Raw genomic sequence first — 18,962 nt, 5'->3', positions numbered from 1 at the left:
CCAATCGGGGTTTTGGTGCCGTTACACCCGCATAGTTCTTTGTATCATTATTCCCACTAAATAAAGTAAGAGTCTTACGGCACCTTATATGCAGGAAAACGAATGGAATTCCACACAAATAGAAACTTCCAAAAGCAAAAAGGAAGTTTTACGGCAACTACAGACCAAGTGTGTTTATAATAGATGGAGGATGGAATGACAAGTAACGATAGCGTTTAAAATTAATTTTTAAAGAAACGGTTTAAAAAGAAAATGAATCCCGATTGTATGGTTCGTTTATTTATGAAGATCGCCTGTACATCATGATAAATCCATCTGCTGCCATTGTAACGAACTTCTTCCACTGTTTGGGAAGTATATGGCAGGCAGGCTTCACATATGATCTAAAAATTGATGAGCTAGTGTTTAAGATGAATGGACTACCTACGTATGCCATAATCGATGGATAAATGCATCTCTTCCTGATTTAGCTCGGTCTGCTTGGTAAGCCGCTTTATTTTTTTGATAGAAATCTTGATGATATTCTTCTGCTGGATAAAAAGTTGTAGCTGGCAATATCTTCGTAACAATTGGCTTCGAGAACTTTCCACTTTGTTCTAGCAGCCGCTTCGATGCTTCTGCTAAGGATTTTTGATCTTCATCATGGAAAAAAATAGCAGTTCGGTAAGCATCTCCACGATCATGGAATTGTCCACCATCATCGGTCGGATCGATTTGCTGCCAAAAGATATGAAGAATGGTTTGGTATGATATAATGTTAGGATCAAAGGCTATTTCTACTGCTTCATAGTGTCCCGTGTTGCCCCGTTTTACTTCTTCATATGTTGGGTTTTCCAAGTGACCTCCTGTGTAACCAGAAATCACATGCTTTACTCCTTCCCATTGGTCAAATGGTTTTACCATACACCAAAAGCATCCGCCGGCAAAGGTTGCTCGCTGTATTTCAGTCATACGTATCCCTCGCTTTTTATCTCGTAAGGTGCTGTAAGATTCTCGCTTCAGAAGTTGGATAATCTGTACTGCAACAAGTCTAAGTCGGGAGATAACAGCACCTAAATATCCTATTTCGTAAGAGACCATTAGGGTCATACCATTACGGTACTAACAATCAGTGGGGGATGAATGAAAACTCCCACTGTTGAAGATGCACTTTATCCATGTGTGTTTGCAAGCTGCATTATTTTTATTAGAATAAAGATACTATATCATATTTTACAAGCGGGTGACAGAATGGTAGAACCATATATTCATAAATTGTTTAAGATGAAGGAATTATATGATCAAAATACAGCAAAAATTGAGGATGGGGATCCCAAGTACTTCGTAAATGAAGAAGTTCAAGGATCGATTTATTTAACGAAACAAGGGCTGTCTCTCTCAGAGGATGTTGATAAAGCGTTGTTTACGTATCCATGGAAGCATTATTACGATTGGGCTGATGTGTACCAATTAGACACGATTCAAATCGGAGATATCGGTGAAAACGTGTCTGTTTTAGAAATGGATGAATACTCCGTGTTTCTAGGGGATACGTATCAAGTAGGGGAGGCTGTCATTCAGGTGAGCCAACCTTATTTACCAACATGGAGGCTAGCAAAGCATTTACAGATGGAGGATTTTGCCTTGCAAATGCAACAGAGTGGACGTACGGGGTGGTATTTCCGGGTGCTTCAAGAGGGGGACATACAAGCAGAGCAAGATATGGAATTACTTGACCGACCATATCCACAGTGGTCATTAGCTGCATGTAATGAGGTTATGCACCGATTTAGGGAAGATTTGCGCTTAGCAGATGATTTATTGCAATGTGACGTACTAGGGAAAACATGGAAAACCTTGTTAAAAAAACGTTTGCGGGGGATACCGTTACGAACGAAAAGTCGTCTATTCGGACCAAAGTAAAAGTAATCTCGATTTTTGGACATACGAGAAGACGTAGCTTACAGCTTTAGGCGTTAAAAAATAGAACTATAGAGAATGGAATAGTTAATTACAACCAGTAATGACGCGTATGCATGTAAACAGAGCCCCTATCCGAGGCGAAAAGGATGGAGGCTTATATGGCATTTATAATCACCTCTCATAGGCTCCATATATAACCATTCAGGGTGCTGGGATATAAATCGAATATAAACTTGACAGATGAATAACGTACTAATATAGCTTCAGAAATATACGTAGACGCTGCGCGGAAGGAAAAGCATTGGAAAGACCTCGTAGTTCACTGGCGCGAAGAGGCTCACGAGCTGCATGTGAAAAAGCGAAGTATATTTCTGGAGCGTGTTATTTGCGCTATCCAGCATTTCTAGATAGTTCGTATTTTACTTTGATAAAAACTTTAATTAGTAAAAGATCCTAGCCTCTATCTTCATTAGTTATCTTCTAAAACATGGACATGAATACGATTTTTTCTGCTCGTTTCTGAAATAAGGCGATGTAATTGAATATAGACAAGTCCATGTTTATAAGTCGCTTTTATTTTATCGGCACGAACAGGAAATGGCAGGGTTATTTTTCTTTCGAATACGCCATAAAGAATTTCTTCTTTCACTACTGTTCCATGTGAATGGTCGATATCAATCGAGCCTCTTAATTCTAAGGTAGCGTAGTCTACATATATATCGAGCTTATCTAAGTCATGTAAACCAGGAATATTTACGATACAAAACAATTCATGGTCCGTTTGATAGATGTTAATTTGTGGTATTGTAGGTTTAATGAGACCTTCAAATTCATTCCAAAAGCTGTCACCGAAGAAATGATCCATGTTCTTTTTCCAATCCGCCATCTGCTGAAATGGATCCACACTATCACCTCGTTTTCTTTTACTAAGCATTTGGTATGTAACTGGGAGTAAAACGTGTCCTTCCTTCCTAAAGTTAAAACATAGGAGGGAAAAGTAACGATCCAGCTGCAAGTAAAATGCCCATTCGATTTACTAACAATTCATGGGAAAAAATGATACTTGAAGTTTTCCTCTATAGCCTATGCTGCAATATATTCCATTGTGCATGGCGATAGTACGCAAGCAAATAATAAAATTTTGTAAAACAATCATGAACAAAAAATTATTTCATATGAATGGAAAATGGGGTATGCTTAGAAAGCGAATTGAAAAAAAGGAATGAATAAGTTCGAGTTTACACCGTTTAATGACCGGTCATGATTTGTCTGCAGATGTTGGATGTAATATTCCTAAAAGCAAGCAGAGCGATGAATGCTATGTGTTTAAAACATCGGACTTTTGAACATCCTCTTAACTTAAGATATGGGAGGGCTTGATGTGTTAAGTAATGCAATTGTGATGGTAACCATCATTTTAGTAATTAATATCGTCTACGTTTCACTATCAACTGTACGGATGATTTTAACACTAAAGGGACGGCGTTATATAGCTTCCTTCGTTAGTATGTTTGAAATTGTTATTTATGTACTGGGACTTGGGCTTGTATTAGATAATCTTAATGAAATTCAGAATTTAATCGCTTATGCCATTGGTTTTGGAATAGGTGTCATTTGTGGTTCGATGATTGAAGAGAAGTTGGCGCTGGGATATATTACGGTGAATGTAATCTCTTCTAATCCAGACATTTCCTTTACGAAACAGTTGCGTGATAAAGGATATGGAGTGACAAGCTGGTATGCATATGGCATGGAGGGCGATAGGCTTTCCATGCAAATTTTAACCCCACGTAAGTATGAGCTCAGACTTTATGAAACGATTAAACAAATCGATCCGAAAGCTTTTATTATTGCTTATGAACCGAAGCAAATCCATGGAGGGTTTTGGGTTAAACAAGTACGTAAAGGCCGCTTAATGAACCCGAAGAAAAAGGCGGAAGCAGAACTGAAGCAGCAACAGGTTAAAACGAGTGAACAAAAAGGACAGAAATAAAGAAAGTACTGTTTTTCAAACGTATAGTACAGTATTAATCGAATTAATCATTAAAAACCGAACATTATTTTTTGTTAATGAAAATAATGTTCGTTCTTTTATTGACAGTTGTGCAATATCTTGTTATTCTTGAATCGACAATAAAACATCGGCTCCTCATATAAAACTGAGAATATGGCTCAGAAGTTTCTACCCAGCACCGTAAATGACTGGACTATGAGGGAAGTAGGATCGTGTGGCAGGCACGTCTGTTTCGTTGTACACAGAAACAGGTCTATTCTCTTCTCTCATCGATATGAGGGTAGCAGGATAGACCTGTTTCTTAATCTTGTAGAATAAGAAAGTATAAACTTAGGTGCTTGGAGATAACGAAATAACCGAATAGTCACGTCCGGCGCATGAGCCCAGCAACGATGCGACTTTAGAAATGCGCCCTCCGATAAGGCCTCATCGGTTCGTCACTAAGAGGAAGGCCGACTAAAAACGGGCTTGCCGCTCAGGCGTTGGCATACCCCTGTTTTTAGTGGCATGATTCCTTTATCCCGTAAAAAGGCGTTGGGGTAACAGCACCTAAATCCCCGATTCGTTCAACTAACAATCAGCGGGGATGGAAGAACCCCCCCCGCTGATGGAAGGTTCACTTTATCTTTAGTTGATTCGTTCCATTCGCTACGTTGCTAAACGGGCGCCCCGCGCCTTTGTTCCACTATACAAAAGTATAAGATTTTTTGGTTTATAGTATAAGAAAACAAAGGCTTCCGCCATAAGACTTGGCGACAAGCCAAGTTTTTCTAAATAGAAGCAAGCGTATCTGTAGTCATTCGCAACTTATTTTCACATGCTATTAAAATAAAAATAATAAGGTGGTCAAAACAATGATTGGGGTAATCATGGGCAGTATTTCTGATTGGGATACGATGAAGCATACTTGCGATGTATTGGAGCAGTTGCAACTGCCATATGAAAAAGAAATTATGTCAGCACACCGTACGCCAGACGATATGTTTACATATGCGAAGTCTGCAAGAGAGCGTGGAATCAAAGTGATTATTGCTGGTGCTGGTGGGGCAGCTCATTTGCCAGGGATGGTAGCATCACAAACCAATCTTCCAGTAATCGGTGTACCCGTGGAGAGCAAGACGTTACAAGGACTGGATTCGCTATTATCGATCGTACAAATGCCTGCTGGTGTACCAACTGCTACCGTTGCCATTGGCAAAGCAGGTGCAAAGAACGCTGCGATTCTGGCAGGGCAAATTGTAGGTACATTTGATGAAAAAGTAGCAAGGCAGCTGGACGATTATCGAAATAAGATAAAGGCAGACGTTGCAGAAATGAGGGACGCACTTGCAAAGAAATAATGGTATCTTACCTCCTAAAACGATTGGAATTATTGGCGGCGGACAGCTTGGTCGGATGATGGCGATCGCAGCTAAATATATGGGTTACCGGATTGCAGTTCTTGACCCAACTGCCGATTGCCCGACAGCGCAAGTTGCGGACCATTCGATCGTTGCTGCATACGACGATATGGAAGCTGTAAAAAAATTAGCTGAAGTATCAGATGTGATTACGTACGAGTTTGAAAATGTAAATTTACCAGCAGCGGCTTTTTTAGAACAGCAAGGCAAGCTCCCACAAGGTGCTTACGCATTAGAAGTAACACAAAATCGCGAAAAAGAGAAAACAGTCATGCAAGAGCTCGGTTTACCCGTAGCGCCCTTTGCGATTGTTCGAAGTGCAGAAGAATGTGAACAGGTATTCCACAATTTCCCGCTTCCTGCTGTAATAAAGACGTGCAGGGGGGGATATGATGGCAAAGGTCAGCTAAAAATAGAGGATGCGTCGCAGATTGCCGCGGCTTGTGCGTTTGCAGAAGAACACTGCCATTGTATTATAGAGCAGTGGCTATCTTTTGATAAAGAGGTATCCGTCATTTTTACACGTTCTCAGATTGGTGAGATTACCTTTTTTCCCATTGCGGAAAATGAGCATCGGAATCATATTTTATATCAGACATCGGTACCTGCTGCGATTCCGAAAGTGGTAGAGAGGCGTGCGATGAAAGCAGTAGAAAAGCTGGCGCATCATATGAATATTGTCGGTACATTTGCTGTGGAGCTATTTATACAAGGAGAGGCAATTTATATGAATGAAATGGCACCACGCCCACATAATTCTGGACACTATACGATCGAAGCATGTACGGTTTCCCAATTTATGCAGCATATCCGAGCGATTTGTCAGTTACCGTTGCTTGAGGTTAGTCTTCTACAGTCAGCGATAATGGTCAATGTTTTAGGTGCAGAGTTGGAAGAAGTTGTTCAGCTTTTACCGAAAGCATATGCAGGCTTTGTTCATTTATATGGAAAAAAATCAGCGAAACCAAATAGAAAAATGGGGCATATTACCTTTATTGGCGATACAATAGAGAACGTGCAACAACAAATGAAGACATTTTGGGAGGCAAAATAATGATTGGACGTTATACAAGAGAAGAAATGGGAGCTATTTGGACGGAAGAAAATAAATTTAAAGCATGGCTTGAAGTTGAAATTTTAGCTTGTGAAGCTTGGAGCGAATTGGGTGTCATTCCCAAAGAAGATGTACAAAAATTGCGTGCCAACGCCTCATTTCATATCGATCGTATTTATGAAATTGAGCAAGAAACGCGTCATGATGTCGTTGCTTTTACAAGGGCGGTTTCGGAAACGCTAGGTGAAGAAAAGAAATGGGTACATTATGGGTTAACTTCTACAGATGTTGTAGATACCGCACTTTCCTATTTAATCAAACAAGCAAACAACATTATTCGTCAAGATTTACATCGGTTTATTAAGATTTTGAAAGAAAAGGCAATGGAGCATAAACATACCGTAATGATGGGAAGAACGCATGGAGTCCATGCAGAGCCGACTACCTTTGGATTAAAGCTGGCACTTTGGTACGAGGAAATGAAACGGAATCTGGAACGATTTGAAGCAGCCGCAACATCCATTGAGTTTGGAAAGCTATCTGGTGCTGTTGGTACGTATGCAAATATTGATCCTTATGTGGAGCAATACGTGTGCGATAAATTAGGATTAACACCAGCACCTGTATCTACACAAACCCTTCAGCGTGATCGTCATGCAGCTTATATTGCTACATTAGCTTTAATCGCAACGTCGATTGAAAAATTTGCAACCGAAATTCGCGGACTGCAAAAAACGGAAACGCGAGAAGTAGAAGAGCGTTTCGCTAAAGGACAAAAAGGTTCTTCTGCTATGCCGCATAAACGGAATCCAATCGGTTCAGAAAATATGACTGGTATGGCAAGAGTGCTGCGTGGTTACGTAACAACAGCTTATGAAAATGTCGCACTATGGCATGAACGGGACATATCCCATTCCTCGGCGGAAAGAATAATTTTGCCAGATGCGACCATCGCACTTGATTATATGCTGAACCGCTTTAGTAACATTGTAAAGAATTTAACGGTCTTCCCAGAAAATATGAAGCGAAACATTGATAAAACACATGGAGTTATTTTCTCACAACGTGTGCTGCTCGCTTTAATCGACAAAGGGATGAGTCGTGAGGCAGCGTACGACACGGTACAGCCAAAAGCGATGCAAGCATGGGAAACAGGAACCCATTTTAAACAGCTTGTCGAAGAAGATGAAGTGATTACAGCCCATTTATCTAATGCAGAAATTGAGGATTGCTTTGATTATACGTACCACTTAAAAAATGTCGATCAGATTTTTGAAAAAATCGGATTAATATGAGGTGAATGAAATGAAGGGTGCCTTACTTTATGAAGGAAAGGCGAAGCAAGTGTTTAAAGCAAACGGGGAAGCAGGGAAGCTTGTTCTTTCCTATAAAAATGATGCTACCGCCTTTAACGGGGAAAAGAAATCGGTTTTCCCAGGTAAAGGGCGCTTAAATAACGAAATAGCTTCACATATTTTTTCCATTCTGCAGGGCAAAGGAGTAGAGACACACTTTATTGAGCGTTTAAACGAAACAGAACAGCTTGTTCAACAAACAGAAATTATTCCCTTAGAGGTCGTCGTTCGTAATGTTGCCGCTGGCAGCATTACCAAACGCCTCGGAATTGAAGAAAGAATGTGCTTTGAATCACCGATAGTAGAGCTGTTTTACAAAGATGATGCCCTTGGAGATCCATTCATTAATGATGAACATGCATTATTTTTAACAAATGTTACACGAACGGATTTAAAGGAAATCAAAACGAAGGCGTTAGAGATTAACAGACATTTACAGACCATTTTTCAAGCTATACGTATTCTATTAGTTGATTTTAAACTAGAGTTCGGCCGATTAGCATGTGGATCGATTGTGCTTGCTGATGAAATTTCGCCGGATACTTGCAGACTTTGGGATGTCGAAACATTTGAAAAACTCGACAAAGATGTCTTTCGTCACGGGACTGGTGATTTGTTGACTGTTTACCAAGAAATTTTAAATCGACTGGAGGAGCAGAAATGAAAAAAGTAATGGTGCATATTACGCTCAAAGCAGGTGTGCTTGATCCACAAGGGAAAGCAATTCAACATTCTTTGCATGCTTTAGGCTATACAGAGGTAGAAGATGCGCGAGTTGGAAAAATGATTGAATTACAAGTTGAGGAAGGTCCAGAATTAGAAACTCGCATAACGGAAATGTGCGATAAACTATTAGCTAATCCTGTGATTGAAAACTATCAATTTACGATAGAGGAGGCTGTTTGCTAGTGAAATTTGCCGTGGTTACCTTTCCAGGTTCTAACTGTGATAAAGATATGTATGAAGCGGTGAAAAACATATTAAAAGCAGATGCTGATCTATTATGGTATGAACATGCGAATCTGGAAAACTATGATGCCATTCTATTGCCAGGTGGATTTTCATATGGCGATTATTTACGCACAGGGGCGATTGCAGCTACTTCGAATGTGATGCAGCAAGTGAAGCAACATGCAGCACAAGGAAAGCCTGTACTAGGTGTATGTAATGGATTTCAAATTCTAACTGAATCAGGATTGTTGCCTGGTGCATTATTGCGTAATAAAAATCTATCCTTTATGTGCCATCAAGAGACTCTTATCGTTGAGAACAATCAAACGATATTTACAACTACGTATACCAAGGGTGAAAGAATTCAATTGCCAGTTGCCCATGGTGAGGGGAACTATTACTGTGATGAAGTTACGTTGCGAGAATTAACGGCAAATGAACAAATTGTTTTCACCTATCAGAATAATCCGAATGGATCGGTAGCAAACATTGCCGGGATTGTGAATAAACAGGGAAATGTACTCGGAATGATGCCGCATCCTGAACGAGCTGTAGAACAATTGCTAGGTAGTGTGGACGGCTTACGATTATTTCAGTCATTGATTCATAATTGGAGGGAAATTTATGTTGCAAACGCATGAAATAAGTCCGGAAGAAATTGAAAATAATGCGCTTTATCGCGATATGGGGTTAAGTGATGAAGAATATCAAATGGTGAAAACGATTTTACAGCGCAGACCGAATTATACGGAAACAGGGATCTTTTCGGTGATGTGGTCGGAGCATTGCAGCTATAAATCTTCCAAGCCACTATTGAAAAAATTCCCAACCAAAGCGCCACATGTACTGCAAGGTCCGGGAGAAGGGGCAGGTATTATTGATATTGGCGATCAGCAGGCAGTTGTTTTTAAAGTAGAAAGCCATAATCATCCTTCTGCTGTTGAGCCATACCAAGGTGCTGCTACAGGGGTTGGCGGAATTATTCGTGATGTTTTTTCCATGGGGGCACGCCCCATTGCACTGCTAAATTCATTGCGCTTTGGTCCACTGACGTATGAACGGACGAAATATTTATTTACAGGTGTGGTTGATGGGATAGCTGGTTATGGAAACTGCGTCGGCGTTCCAACGGTAGGAGGGGAAGTGCAATTCGATGATTGTTATCAGGAAAATCCATTAGTGAATGCGATGTGTGTCGGTCTCATCGATCATGACGACATCCAAAAAGGAGTTGCGGCTGGGGTAGGTAATACGGTTATTTATGCAGGAGCTCCAACAGGGCGTGACGGCATTCACGGGGCCACCTTTGCTTCGGATGATTTAGCAGAGGACTCGCTAAAAGATCGTCCAGCGGTGCAAGTTGGTGACCCATTTATGGAAAAGCTGTTAATTGAAGCATGCTTAGAGGTCATTCAGTCAGATGCAGTCATTGGCATGCAAGATATGGGAGCAGCTGGATTAACTTCCTCTGCCAGCGAAATGGCAAGTAAAGCCGGCACAGGGCTGGAAATGAATTTAGACTTTGTTCCGCAACGAGAACAAAACATGTCGGCATATGAATTAATGCTGTCTGAATCTCAAGAACGGATGTTACTCGTAGTTAAAAAAGGGCGTGAACAAGAAATTATCGAAGTATTCCAAAAGCACGGCTTGCAAGCTGTAGCAGTTGGAAAAGTCATTGAAGAAAAGGCATTTCGAATTTTTCAGCATGACAAGTTGATGGCTGATATTCCGGTAGATGCTTTAGCGGAAGAAGCTCCGGTCTATCATTTGCCTGCAAAAGAGGCAACCTATTTTCAAGCTTTTCAACAAATGGAAGACACCGTCCCAGCTGTTGGCGATCATGCACATATATTGAAGCAATTATTGCAGCAGCCAACGATTGCTTCTAAAGAATGGGTCTATGATCAATATGATTCCATGGTACAAACCAATACTGTCGTTACCCCAGGATCTGATGCAGCGGTAGTGCGTATTAAAGGGACAGATAAGGCATTAGCTATGACAACGGACTGTAATTCCCGTTATATTTACTTAGATCCGGAGACAGGTGGGAAAATTGCCGTCGCAGAAGCAGCACGAAACATCGTTTGTTCAGGTGCGAAGCCATTAGGTTTGACAGATGGGCTGAATTTCGGAAATCCAACCAATCCAGAAGTATTCTGGCAGATGGAAAAAAGTGTTGAAGGAATGGCAGCAGCTTGTGACGTATTAGCCACACCAGTGGTTAGCGGAAACGTATCGCTATACAACCAATCAGGAGGAAAAGCAGTATTTCCAACGCCGGTTGTTGGGATGGTTGGTTTACATGAATCACTAGAGCATATTACGCCAAGTTTCTTCCAGCATGCTGGTGATACGATTTATGTGATTGGAGAAACGGATTGTGCTTTTGGAGGCAGCGAGTTACAGCTATTGCTTCATGGAAAATATGAAGGAAAAGCCCCGCAGATTGATTTACAAGTAGAGAAAAGGCGGCAGGATCAACTATTAGCTGCTATTCAACAAGGAATTGTTACATCAGCACATGATATTGCAGAAGGTGGTTTAGCGGTTGCCTTAGCGGAGAGTTTATTTGCCGATCAAAAGCTTGGAGCAGCTGTACAACTAAATGGAGATCCAACGACTATATTGTTTAGCGAAACGCAGTCTCGTTTTATCGTAACCGTTCGTGAAGATCAGAAAGAAAGCTTTAAGAATGTGGTGGAAGATGCTATAGAGATTGGAAAAGTTACAAATAATGAAATGCTTCATATTTCTATCAATGGAGAGAAACTGGTTTCTGAATCTGTGCCTTCATTACAAGAACAATGGAAAGGAGCCATTCCATGCATGCTGAAGACAAAGGCATAAATGAAGAGTGTGGTGTATTTGGTATATGGGGTCATGAAAAAGCGGCTGAACTTACGTATTATGGATTGCATTCCATGCAGCATCGTGGTCAAGAGGGGGCTGGTATCGTCGTTAGTGATGGCAGTCAATTAAAAGCTCATAAAGGCTTAGGATTAGTGAATGACGTTTTTAAGCATGCGAACTTTTCCACATTGCAGGGTGATGTAGCTATCGGGCATGTGCGTTACTCGACACAAGGCGCAAAGACGTTAGAAAATGTACAACCATTATTGTTTCATTCACAAAAAGGGAGTATGGCACTCGCACACAATGGTAATTTAGTTAATGCGTATGCATTACGATCAGACTTAGAAGAAGAAGGAAGTATTTTACAAACATCATCTGACACAGAAGTATTGGCACATTTAATAAAGCGTAATGGGAATGAAGTATCAGAAGAAACCATCACAGAAGCTCTAAACCAAGTGACAGGTGCTTATGCGTATTTAATTTTAACGGAAAATCAGATGTTTGTTGCCCTCGACCCGCATGGTATCAGACCTTTATCAATTGGCAGGCTTGGAGATGCATATGTCGTTGCCTCTGAGACTTGTGCCTTTGGACAAATTGGTGCAGTGTTTGAGCGAGAGGTATTACCTGGGGAACTCATTATGATTGATCATGGTGGTCTTATATCGACAAGATTTGCGATGCGGGAACAGCGGAAAATGTGTGCCATGGAGTATGTCTATCTATCACGCCCCGATAGCGATGTCAATCATGTTAATGTTCATGCGTCGCGGAAAAACATGGGGAAGGAGCTTGCAAAAGAGGCTCCTTCTAACGCTGATATTGTCGTTGGCGTCCCTGATTCCAGTACATCTGCAGCCATTGGCTATGCAGAAGAGAGCGGGCTTCCGTATGAAATGGGGATTATTAAGAATCGCTATGTTGGGAGAACATTCATCCAACCTTCACAAGAATTGCGGGAGCAAGGGGTAAAAATGAAGCTGTCACCCGTACGAAGCATCATTGAAGGAAAGCGCATTGTCATGATTGATGATTCGATTGTTCGGGGGACAACGAGTAAGCGGATTGTGCAGATGCTTAAAAAGGCGGGTGCAAAAGAGGTGCATGTCCGAATCGCTTCGCCGGCTATTCAGCATCCTTGCTATTATGGGATTGATATGTCGACAAGAGAAGAGTTAATCGCAGCCAATTATGAACTAGAAGAAATAAGCAACCTTATTGGGGCAGATAGTCTTGCGTATTTGTCAGAGGCAGGAATGGAAAAAGCCATTTTAATAGATAAGACGATCCATCAAGGCATCTGTACAGCTTGTATGACTGGTAAGTACCCTTTGCCAGTTGACGGTCCCAAAAAGCCCTTTTATCCCGCATGCGAGGTGCTGTAGGATTACCGCTTCAAGATTTGGAGGTAAAAACAAACAAATCGATGAGAGATAACAGCATAAAAAGCCCAATTTGTTCACGGGTCTTTTGTAGTACGAACCATTCAGTAGAAGATGGAGGATAACTCCTCCTGAATAAAGTTTCACTTTATGAGCTGTTTACTATAGGAAAAGGAGAAGTGACAATGGCAGCTGACTTATATAAACAAGCTGGCGTAGATGTAGAAAAAGGCTACGAGGCTGTGGAACGGATGAAAAAGCATATTCAGCGGACGAATAAAAAGGAAGTGCTTGGAGGGATTGGTGCATTTGCAGGTCTGTTTGATCTCTCGGGGTTCTCTTATAAGGAACCTGTATTAGTTTCGGGTACAGATGGAGTAGGAACGAAGCTAAAGCTTGCGTTTACCATGAACCGACATCATACAGTTGGGATTGATTTAGTAGCTATGTGCGTTAATGATATTGTTGCACAAGGTGCAAAGCCACTCTTTTTCCTAGATTATATTGCTTGTGGCAAAAACGATCCTACTCAAATCGAACAAATTGTTGCAGGAGTTGTCGAAGGATGCATCCAGGCAGATGTGGCTTTAGTCGGTGGTGAAACAGCAGAAATGCCTGGGATGTATCAGGCTGGAGAATATGATTTAGCTGGTTTTACTGTGGGAATTGCCGAGAAGAAGGAGCTTATTACTGGAGAAAGTATTCGAGCAGGAGATGTGGTGATTGGTTTATCGTCAAGTGGAATTCATTCCAATGGTTACTCACTCGTTCGAAAAATAACTGCTGAGCTCTCCTTTAATCAATCATACGGTCTAAGCCAAACACTAGGTGAAACGCTCCTTACTCCTACGCGAATCTATGCCAAACCGATGCAAATCCTCATAGAAACGGGATATATAAAAGGGGCTGCTCATATTACAGGTGGAGGTTTTTATGAAAATCTGCCTCGTATGTTACCTGAGGAATTAGGTGTAGAAATCAATACACAAACATGGGAAGTGCCAGAAATCTTTCCGTTTTTACAGCAACAAGGAAATATTCCAATGCAGGAAATGTTCGGTGTATTTAATATGGGCATTGGGATGGCTATCGTCGTTTGTAAGCAGCATGTGTCCCAAATAATGGAACGATTAACAACAGAAGGGGAAGATGTTTCCATTATCGGTTCAGTGGTTGAACAAGAAGGAGTGCACATACGTTTATGAGTCGAGTAAAAGCAGCTGTGTTTGCTTCAGGAACAGGCAGTAATTTTCAAGCGATGCTTGAAGAGCGGGATCTGGCATGCGAGATCGTCTTATTAGTATGCGACAGACCTGGTGCAGCAGTGATTGAAAAGGCAAAGCAAAACCGGATTCCTGTATATACGTTTGAACCAAAACGTTATGCAACGAAAGAAGCATATGAAAAAGAAATACTGACCGTATTACAACAAGCTGGTATATCGTGGATTTTCCTTGCGGGATATATGCGCATTATTGGTCCGTGCTTGCTACATGCATATCAAGGGAAGATTGTTAATATTCACCCTTCTTTATTACCTGCTTTCCCAGGGAAAGACGCGATTAAACAGGCTTTTAACACAAGGGCAGAAAAAACAGGAGTAACTGTTCACTTTATTGATGAAGGAATTGATACGGGACCAATCATCGCCCAACAGGTAGTAGATATTTACCCATCCGACACGATCGATTTATTAACGAAACGAATTCAAAAAGTAGAGCACCAGCTATATCCAAGTGTGATTAAACAATTAATACAAAATGAGGGAGATTTATGAAAAAACGTGCATTAATTAGTGTATATGACAAGCAAGGAATTACTTCGTTTGCTGAAAAACTAGTCGAAGCAGGCTATGAGATTATTTCAACCGGTGGAACGCTACACACATTACAGGAAGCAGGTATTCCTGCGCTCGCCGTTGAAGATATTACTACTTTTCCGGAAATTTTGGGTGGTCGAGTTAAAACATTGCATCCCATGATTCATGGCGGATTACTCGCAAAACGAGACAACAGCGAACATCTGCAGCAACTTCAAGTCAATGATATTACGCCAATTGATCTCGTAGTTGTCAATCTTTATCCATTTAAGGAAACCGTGACAAAAGAAGCTGCTTCCCACGAAGAAATTATTGAAAATATTGACATTGGTGGTCCTTCTATGCTGCGAGCTGCTGCCAAAAACTATCAGGCGGTAACCGTTATTGTGGACCCGGCAGATTATGAGTGTGTATTACAAGAGATTCAACATGGAGCAGTAACGATGGAAAAGCGGAAACAATTCGCTGCAAAGGTATTTCAACATACAGCAGCGTATGATGCGCTTATTGCAGCATATTTTACGAAAGAAATTGGGGAAGCATTTCCAGATCACTACACGATTACATATGAAAAAGTACAGACGCTTCGTTATGGGGAAAATCCGCATCAGGCAGCGGCTTTTTACAAACAGCCAATTACAAAGCAAGCTGGTCTTGCTGCGGGCGAACAATTACACGGTAAAGAACTTTCTTACAATAATATTCAAGACGCTAATGCAGCCTTAGATATTTTGGCAGAATATAACGAGCCAACTGCCGTTGCTGTCAAGCATATGAACCCATGTGGCATTGGTACAGCAAGTTCCATCTCTAAAGCATTTGCGCATGCATATGAGGCAGACCCTGTTTCGATATTTGGTGGAATCGTTGCTTGCAATCAAGCAGTGGATAAAGAAACAGCGGTACTATTAAGTAAGATCTTTTTAGAAATGGTCATTGCACCAGGGTTTACTGCAGAAGCACTTCAGTTATTAACGGAAAAGAAGAACATTCGCCTTATTAAACTAGATGTGCAAGCTGATAAAGTAATCGAAAACAAATATACTTCTGTTTCTGGCGGGATGTTAATTCAAACGAAAGATCAGGAAAAAGTAACTGCTTCAGATGTTACTGTTGTTACGGAACGGGAACCATCCGAAGAAGAGTATCAGCAATTACTGTTCGCTTGGAAGGCGGTAAAACATGTAAAGTCGAACGCGATTGTACTGGCAAAGGGAAATCGGACTGTAGGTATTGGTGCAGGGCAAATGAATCGGGTTGGCGCTGCAAACATTGCTATTGAGCAAGCTGCGGAGCACGCACAAGGGGCCGTTATGGCATCCGATGCGTTTTTCCCCATGCCGGATACGGTGGAAGCAGCTGCTAAGGCAGGCATTACAGCCATTATTCAGCCAGGAGGTTCAAAGCGCGACCAAGATTCGATTGATGTCTGTAATCAATACGGGATAGCGATGGTTTATACAGGTGTACGTCATTTCAAACATTAATTCGAGAGGGGACGTTTCATGAATATTTTAGTCGTTGGTCGCGGTGGCAGAGAACATAGTATCATAATGAAATTAACAGAAAGTAATCTGGTAGCTAATCTTTATGCTGCACCAGGAAATGGCGGGATGAGAGAGCAGGCAACTTGTGTCCCGATTGATGAAATGAACACACAAGGGCTAATTGCCTTTGCCAAAGCAAAGGCGATTGACTTAACCATTGTCGGTCCGGAAAATCCATTAAATGCAGGCATTGCTAATGCTTTTCTAGCAGCAGGCTTACGTATCTTTGCTCCTACTAAAGAAGCGGCTCTGTTGGAGGGTAGTAAGCAATTTGCTAAACAGTTTATGGACAAGTACGACATACCTACTGCCGCTTATCGAACATTTACAGATGTAGAGGAAGCGAAAGCTTATATAGAATCACAAGGTGTACCTATCGTCATTAAAGCAGATGGACTTGCTGCTGGAAAAGGTGTTATCGTAGCTACAACGAAGCAAGAAGCCTTTGCAGCCGTGGAAGAAATGCTCGTCGAAAAAGCATTTGCAGAAGCAGGAGCGACGATTGTAATGGAAGAATTTTTACAGGGAAAAGAGTTCACGTTAATGGCCTTTATTCACAACGATCAAGTATATCCAATGGTACCTGCTCGTGATCATAAACGAGCATTTGACAATGACCAAGGACCAAATACTGGCGGGATGGGGGCGTTTGCACCAGTTCCAGATGTAACACAAGAAGATCTGGACTACGCTTGTGAGCATATTTTACAAAAAACGGTGAATGGACTTATGGAAGAAGGAAGGCCGTTTACTGGGATTCTTTATGCGGGACTCATGAAAACGGAAAACGGTCCAAAAGTAATTGAATTTAACACGCGTTTTGGTGACCCAGAAACACAAGTTGTTTTGCCGTTGTTAAAGAATGATCTTGTGCAAGTCGTTTTAGATGTTATAGACGGAGTGGATCCTCAGCTTGAGTGGGAGCAAAAAGCTTGTGTAGGCGTAGTCATAGCTGCTAGTGGCTATCCAGGTGAATATGAAAAAGGCCTAGAACTGCCTGTTCTACCTGATACAAAAGCAATGATCGTTCATGCAGGAACAAAAGAGGTCGGCGAACGCATAGTTACAACTGGAGGCCGTGTTTTGGTGTCAGCAGCAATTGCAGCAACGTTGGATGAAGCTGCCTTCGCTGCTTATGAACCACTCCATGTATTCGAGAATCGGAAGGATTTCTTTTATCGTACCGATATTGCGAGTCAGGAACTGAAACATAAGCAAATAGTACATAATAAAGAGGTTGGGAATAAGTAAAAATGCAATTCTAAAGCTGAACAAAGGTTTTCTAAAACTTCGGAAATATACGTTGACTCCAGCGGATGAAAAGGCATCTGAAACTTCACAGAGCGACAACACCAACCGCCTGTGGAAAGCAAAGTATATTTCCGAGCGAATTAGGCGACTGTAATAACTAGTTGTTCGATTTTCATTTGATAAAACAATTATGTCCCTGCTTTTGGTTGTATTAAAAAAATTCCTATCATCGTTCTGTCAAATTTTTCGTTTTCCTAAGGGATCTTTAGCTGCTGTTGTTCCTGGAGTCTACATACGATAAAGAGGAAAAATTCTTGGGTTCTGCTAAATAATTTCTTTAGCTTTTGTTTCTCGAACTGCCCGACTCTTGTACTTACAGATAACTTTTCAAAAATATTAGATATATAATAGTTCCAATAGAATAATTTAGTTATAATGCAATCTCTTTATTTGTATATTCATTGCAAATTAAATTAAGTATTTCCTTGGTTCTAGATGTATCTCCCGGAAGAATGGTTATTATTGATAATAGATTTACATTACAATCTAGCCATGCTTTTACTTCATCCATTGATAAAGATGAGTATCTCATGAGGTGGGGCCAAAGAATATTAGTATCTCCAAATTTATCGAATCATCGGATATTGCCTAAAACCGATCACCGTTTTTTAAGACCGATATTTCTATGAAATATATCGTTCAATATACTGTGGTCGTATCACTAATAAAGTGTTACGGTTTTTTTATTGTATAGTCAACTATAAAATTAGGTACTTGGGGATAACGAAATAACCGAATAGCCACGTCCGGCTCCATCGCCCAGCAACTACTTTAGAAATGCGCCCTACGATAAGACCTCATCGGTTCGCCTCTAACGAGGAAGGCCGACTAAAAACGGGCTTGCCGCCCAGACGTCGGCATACCCCTGTTGCAGTGGCATGATTCCTTTATCTTTAGTTGATTCGTTTCAATCGCTACGTTGCTAAACGGGCGCCCCGCGCCTTTGTTCCACTATAGGAAAGTATAAGATTTTTTTGGTTTATAGTATAAGAAAAACAAAGGCTTCCGCCATAAGACTTGGCGACAAGCCAAGTTTTTCTAAAAAGAATTAAGAAGGTATAAAATTTGGCTCTACCACAGTGATTGCAACTGTAGTATTTTAGTGTATAAAAAAATTATAAAACGAATCTTTTTTGATGAGCGTCAACATTGGGAAGCATTTAAAAAGAAATATAGAGAACGAATCCGTCCAATTTATTAAGAGGTGGAAAAATTTTGAAACTGTGGAGATCCAAAAATGGATTTAAACTCTATGTTTGTGAAGCATGTCATGACGTTCGACATGTGCCTTTTCGCTGTAAAGGACGTTTTTGAACGACGTGTTCTGTTGGGGAAGCGAAGAACGGAGTCGTGTACTGACAAACG

17 protein-coding genes, 1 pseudogene and 1 riboswitch are annotated in these 18,962 nt (G+C 41.0%); of the genes and pseudogenes, 15 read left to right on the top strand and 3 right to left on the bottom strand.

Annotated elements, in window-relative coordinates:
• Positions 1-423: 423 nt before the first annotated feature.
• Positions 424-951: a peptide-methionine (S)-S-oxide reductase MsrA gene (gene msrA, locus BKP57_RS06155; RefSeq protein ID WP_050351714.1), complete on the bottom strand. Its 528-nt coding sequence runs from the start codon at positions 949-951 to the stop codon at positions 424-426.
• A gap of 171 nt (positions 952-1,122) precedes the next feature.
• Here msrA and BKP57_RS06150 point away from each other — a divergent pair, with 171 nt between their 5' ends.
• Positions 1,123-1,902 (top strand): MOSC domain-containing protein, encoded by a 780-nt coding sequence (locus tag BKP57_RS06150; protein WP_050351713.1) that lies wholly within the window; start codon positions 1,123-1,125, stop codon positions 1,900-1,902.
• A gap of 469 nt (positions 1,903-2,371) precedes the next feature.
• Here BKP57_RS06150 and BKP57_RS06145 read toward each other — a convergent pair whose 3' ends face one another.
• Positions 2,372-2,836 (bottom strand): Hsp20/alpha crystallin family protein, encoded by a 465-nt coding sequence (locus tag BKP57_RS06145; protein ID WP_232231337.1) that lies wholly within the window; start codon positions 2,834-2,836, stop codon positions 2,372-2,374.
• 447 nt (positions 2,837-3,283) lie between these two features.
• Between BKP57_RS06145 and BKP57_RS06140 the strand changes: the two genes are divergently transcribed.
• From BKP57_RS06140 to purD, 13 genes are all read left to right on the top strand, one after another.
• Complete coding sequence (locus tag BKP57_RS06140) at positions 3,284-3,895, top strand: DUF2179 domain-containing protein (protein WP_050351712.1); 612 nt, start codon at positions 3,284-3,286, stop codon at positions 3,893-3,895.
• Positions 3,896-4,031: 136 nt separating this feature from the next.
• A riboswitch (purine riboswitch) is annotated at positions 4,032-4,132 on the top strand.
• 638 nt (positions 4,133-4,770) lie between these two features.
• Complete coding sequence (gene purE / locus BKP57_RS06135; protein WP_050351711.1) at positions 4,771-5,256, top strand: 5-(carboxyamino)imidazole ribonucleotide mutase; 486 nt, start codon at positions 4,771-4,773, stop codon at positions 5,254-5,256.
• Entirely contained in the window at positions 5,243-6,370 is a 1,128-nt protein-coding gene (gene purK / locus BKP57_RS06130) for a 5-(carboxyamino)imidazole ribonucleotide synthase (protein WP_050351710.1), read from the top strand. The genes purE and purK overlap by 14 nt, the downstream gene beginning before the upstream one ends.
• Positions 6,370-7,665, top strand: coding sequence for an adenylosuccinate lyase (gene purB, locus BKP57_RS06125; RefSeq protein WP_050351709.1), 1,296 nt, complete (start codon positions 6,370-6,372; stop codon positions 7,663-7,665). Before purK ends, purB begins: the two co-directional genes overlap by 1 nt.
• 10 nt (positions 7,666-7,675) lie before the next feature.
• Entirely contained in the window at positions 7,676-8,389 is a 714-nt protein-coding gene (gene purC / locus BKP57_RS06120) for a phosphoribosylaminoimidazolesuccinocarboxamide synthase (protein WP_050351708.1), read from the top strand.
• Entirely contained in the window at positions 8,386-8,634 is a 249-nt protein-coding gene (gene purS / locus BKP57_RS06115) for a phosphoribosylformylglycinamidine synthase subunit PurS (RefSeq protein ID WP_050351707.1), read from the top strand. Before purC ends, purS begins: the two co-directional genes overlap by 4 nt.
• Positions 8,634-9,317 carry a phosphoribosylformylglycinamidine synthase subunit PurQ gene (gene purQ / locus BKP57_RS06110; RefSeq protein WP_050351706.1) on the top strand — a complete coding sequence of 228 codons (684 nt, stop codon included), beginning with the start codon at positions 8,634-8,636 and terminating at the stop codon, positions 9,315-9,317. The genes purS and purQ overlap by 1 nt, the downstream gene beginning before the upstream one ends.
• The gene (gene purL / locus BKP57_RS06105) at positions 9,301-11,529 is read left to right on the top strand and encodes a phosphoribosylformylglycinamidine synthase subunit PurL (RefSeq protein ID WP_050351705.1); all 2,229 of its coding nucleotides are present in this window, start codon (positions 9,301-9,303) and stop codon (positions 11,527-11,529) included. The genes purQ and purL overlap by 17 nt, the downstream gene beginning before the upstream one ends.
• On the top strand, positions 11,505-12,923 hold the full coding sequence (purF, locus tag BKP57_RS06100) for an amidophosphoribosyltransferase (RefSeq protein ID WP_050351704.1): 1,419 nt from the start codon (positions 11,505-11,507) through the stop codon (positions 12,921-12,923). The genes purL and purF overlap by 25 nt, the downstream gene beginning before the upstream one ends.
• Positions 12,924-13,105: 182 nt before the next feature.
• Positions 13,106-14,125 (top strand): phosphoribosylformylglycinamidine cyclo-ligase, encoded by a 1,020-nt coding sequence (purM, locus tag BKP57_RS06095; RefSeq protein WP_050351703.1) that lies wholly within the window; start codon positions 13,106-13,108, stop codon positions 14,123-14,125.
• The gene (purN, locus tag BKP57_RS06090) at positions 14,122-14,697 is read left to right on the top strand and encodes a phosphoribosylglycinamide formyltransferase (protein ID WP_050351702.1); all 576 of its coding nucleotides are present in this window, start codon (positions 14,122-14,124) and stop codon (positions 14,695-14,697) included. Before purM ends, purN begins: the two co-directional genes overlap by 4 nt.
• Entirely contained in the window at positions 14,694-16,226 is a 1,533-nt protein-coding gene (gene purH / locus BKP57_RS06085; protein WP_050351701.1) for a bifunctional phosphoribosylaminoimidazolecarboxamide formyltransferase/IMP cyclohydrolase, read from the top strand. The genes purN and purH overlap by 4 nt, the downstream gene beginning before the upstream one ends.
• A gap of 18 nt (positions 16,227-16,244) precedes the next feature.
• Positions 16,245-17,537, top strand: coding sequence for a phosphoribosylamine--glycine ligase (gene purD, locus BKP57_RS06080; protein WP_050351700.1), 1,293 nt, complete (start codon positions 16,245-16,247; stop codon positions 17,535-17,537).
• 430 nt (positions 17,538-17,967) lie between these two features.
• Here the strand turns inward: purD and BKP57_RS21940 are convergent, their stop codons facing one another.
• Positions 17,968-18,129: a hypothetical protein gene (locus BKP57_RS21940; RefSeq protein WP_156875283.1), complete on the bottom strand. Its 162-nt coding sequence runs from the start codon at positions 18,127-18,129 to the stop codon at positions 17,968-17,970.
• A gap of 570 nt (positions 18,130-18,699) precedes the next feature.
• On the opposite strand from BKP57_RS21940, the pseudogene BKP57_RS23390 reads away from it, so the two are divergent.
• A pseudogene (locus BKP57_RS23390) lies at positions 18,700-18,908 on the top strand (transposase zinc-binding domain-containing protein); the annotation flags it as partial.
• Positions 18,909-18,962: the final 54 nt, after the last annotated feature.

It is taken from the genome of Virgibacillus sp. 6R (genome assembly GCF_001895305.1).
Classification (GTDB): domain Bacteria; phylum Bacillota; class Bacilli; order Bacillales; family Amphibacillaceae; genus Virgibacillus; species Virgibacillus pantothenticus.
Note: the sequence above shows the minus strand (reverse complement) of the source record. Positions and strands in the feature narration are given on the sequence as shown.

What these genes read in the sequence shown, in the direction of transcription:
- BKP57_RS21940 (WP_156875283.1), bottom strand. Translation starts at nt 18,129, where the DNA reads ATGAGATACTCATCTTTATCAATGGATGAAGTAAAAGCATGGCTAGAT.
- msrA (WP_050351714.1), bottom strand. Translation starts at nt 951, where the DNA reads ATGACTGAAATACAGCGAGCAACCTTTGCCGGCGGATGCTTTTGGTGT.
- purD (WP_050351700.1), top strand. Translation starts at nt 16,245, where the DNA reads ATGAATATTTTAGTCGTTGGTCGCGGTGGCAGAGAACATAGTATCATA.
- purH (WP_050351701.1), top strand. Translation starts at nt 14,694, where the DNA reads ATGAAAAAACGTGCATTAATTAGTGTATATGACAAGCAAGGAATTACT.
- BKP57_RS06150 (WP_050351713.1), top strand. Translation starts at nt 1,123, where the DNA reads ATGAAAACTCCCACTGTTGAAGATGCACTTTATCCATGTGTGTTTGCA.
- purS (WP_050351707.1), top strand. Translation starts at nt 8,386, where the DNA reads ATGAAAAAAGTAATGGTGCATATTACGCTCAAAGCAGGTGTGCTTGAT.
- purE (WP_050351711.1), top strand. Translation starts at nt 4,771, where the DNA reads ATGATTGGGGTAATCATGGGCAGTATTTCTGATTGGGATACGATGAAG.
- purN (WP_050351702.1), top strand. Translation starts at nt 14,122, where the DNA reads ATGAGTCGAGTAAAAGCAGCTGTGTTTGCTTCAGGAACAGGCAGTAAT.
- purF (WP_050351704.1), top strand. Translation starts at nt 11,505, where the DNA reads ATGCATGCTGAAGACAAAGGCATAAATGAAGAGTGTGGTGTATTTGGT.
- purB (WP_050351709.1), top strand. Translation starts at nt 6,370, where the DNA reads ATGATTGGACGTTATACAAGAGAAGAAATGGGAGCTATTTGGACGGAA.
- purL (WP_050351705.1), top strand. Translation starts at nt 9,301, where the DNA reads ATGTTGCAAACGCATGAAATAAGTCCGGAAGAAATTGAAAATAATGCG.
- purM (WP_050351703.1), top strand. Translation starts at nt 13,106, where the DNA reads ATGGCAGCTGACTTATATAAACAAGCTGGCGTAGATGTAGAAAAAGGC.
- purC (WP_050351708.1), top strand. Translation starts at nt 7,676, where the DNA reads ATGAAGGGTGCCTTACTTTATGAAGGAAAGGCGAAGCAAGTGTTTAAA.
- BKP57_RS06145 (WP_232231337.1), bottom strand. Translation starts at nt 2,836, where the DNA reads ATGCTTAGTAAAAGAAAACGAGGTGATAGTGTGGATCCATTTCAGCAG.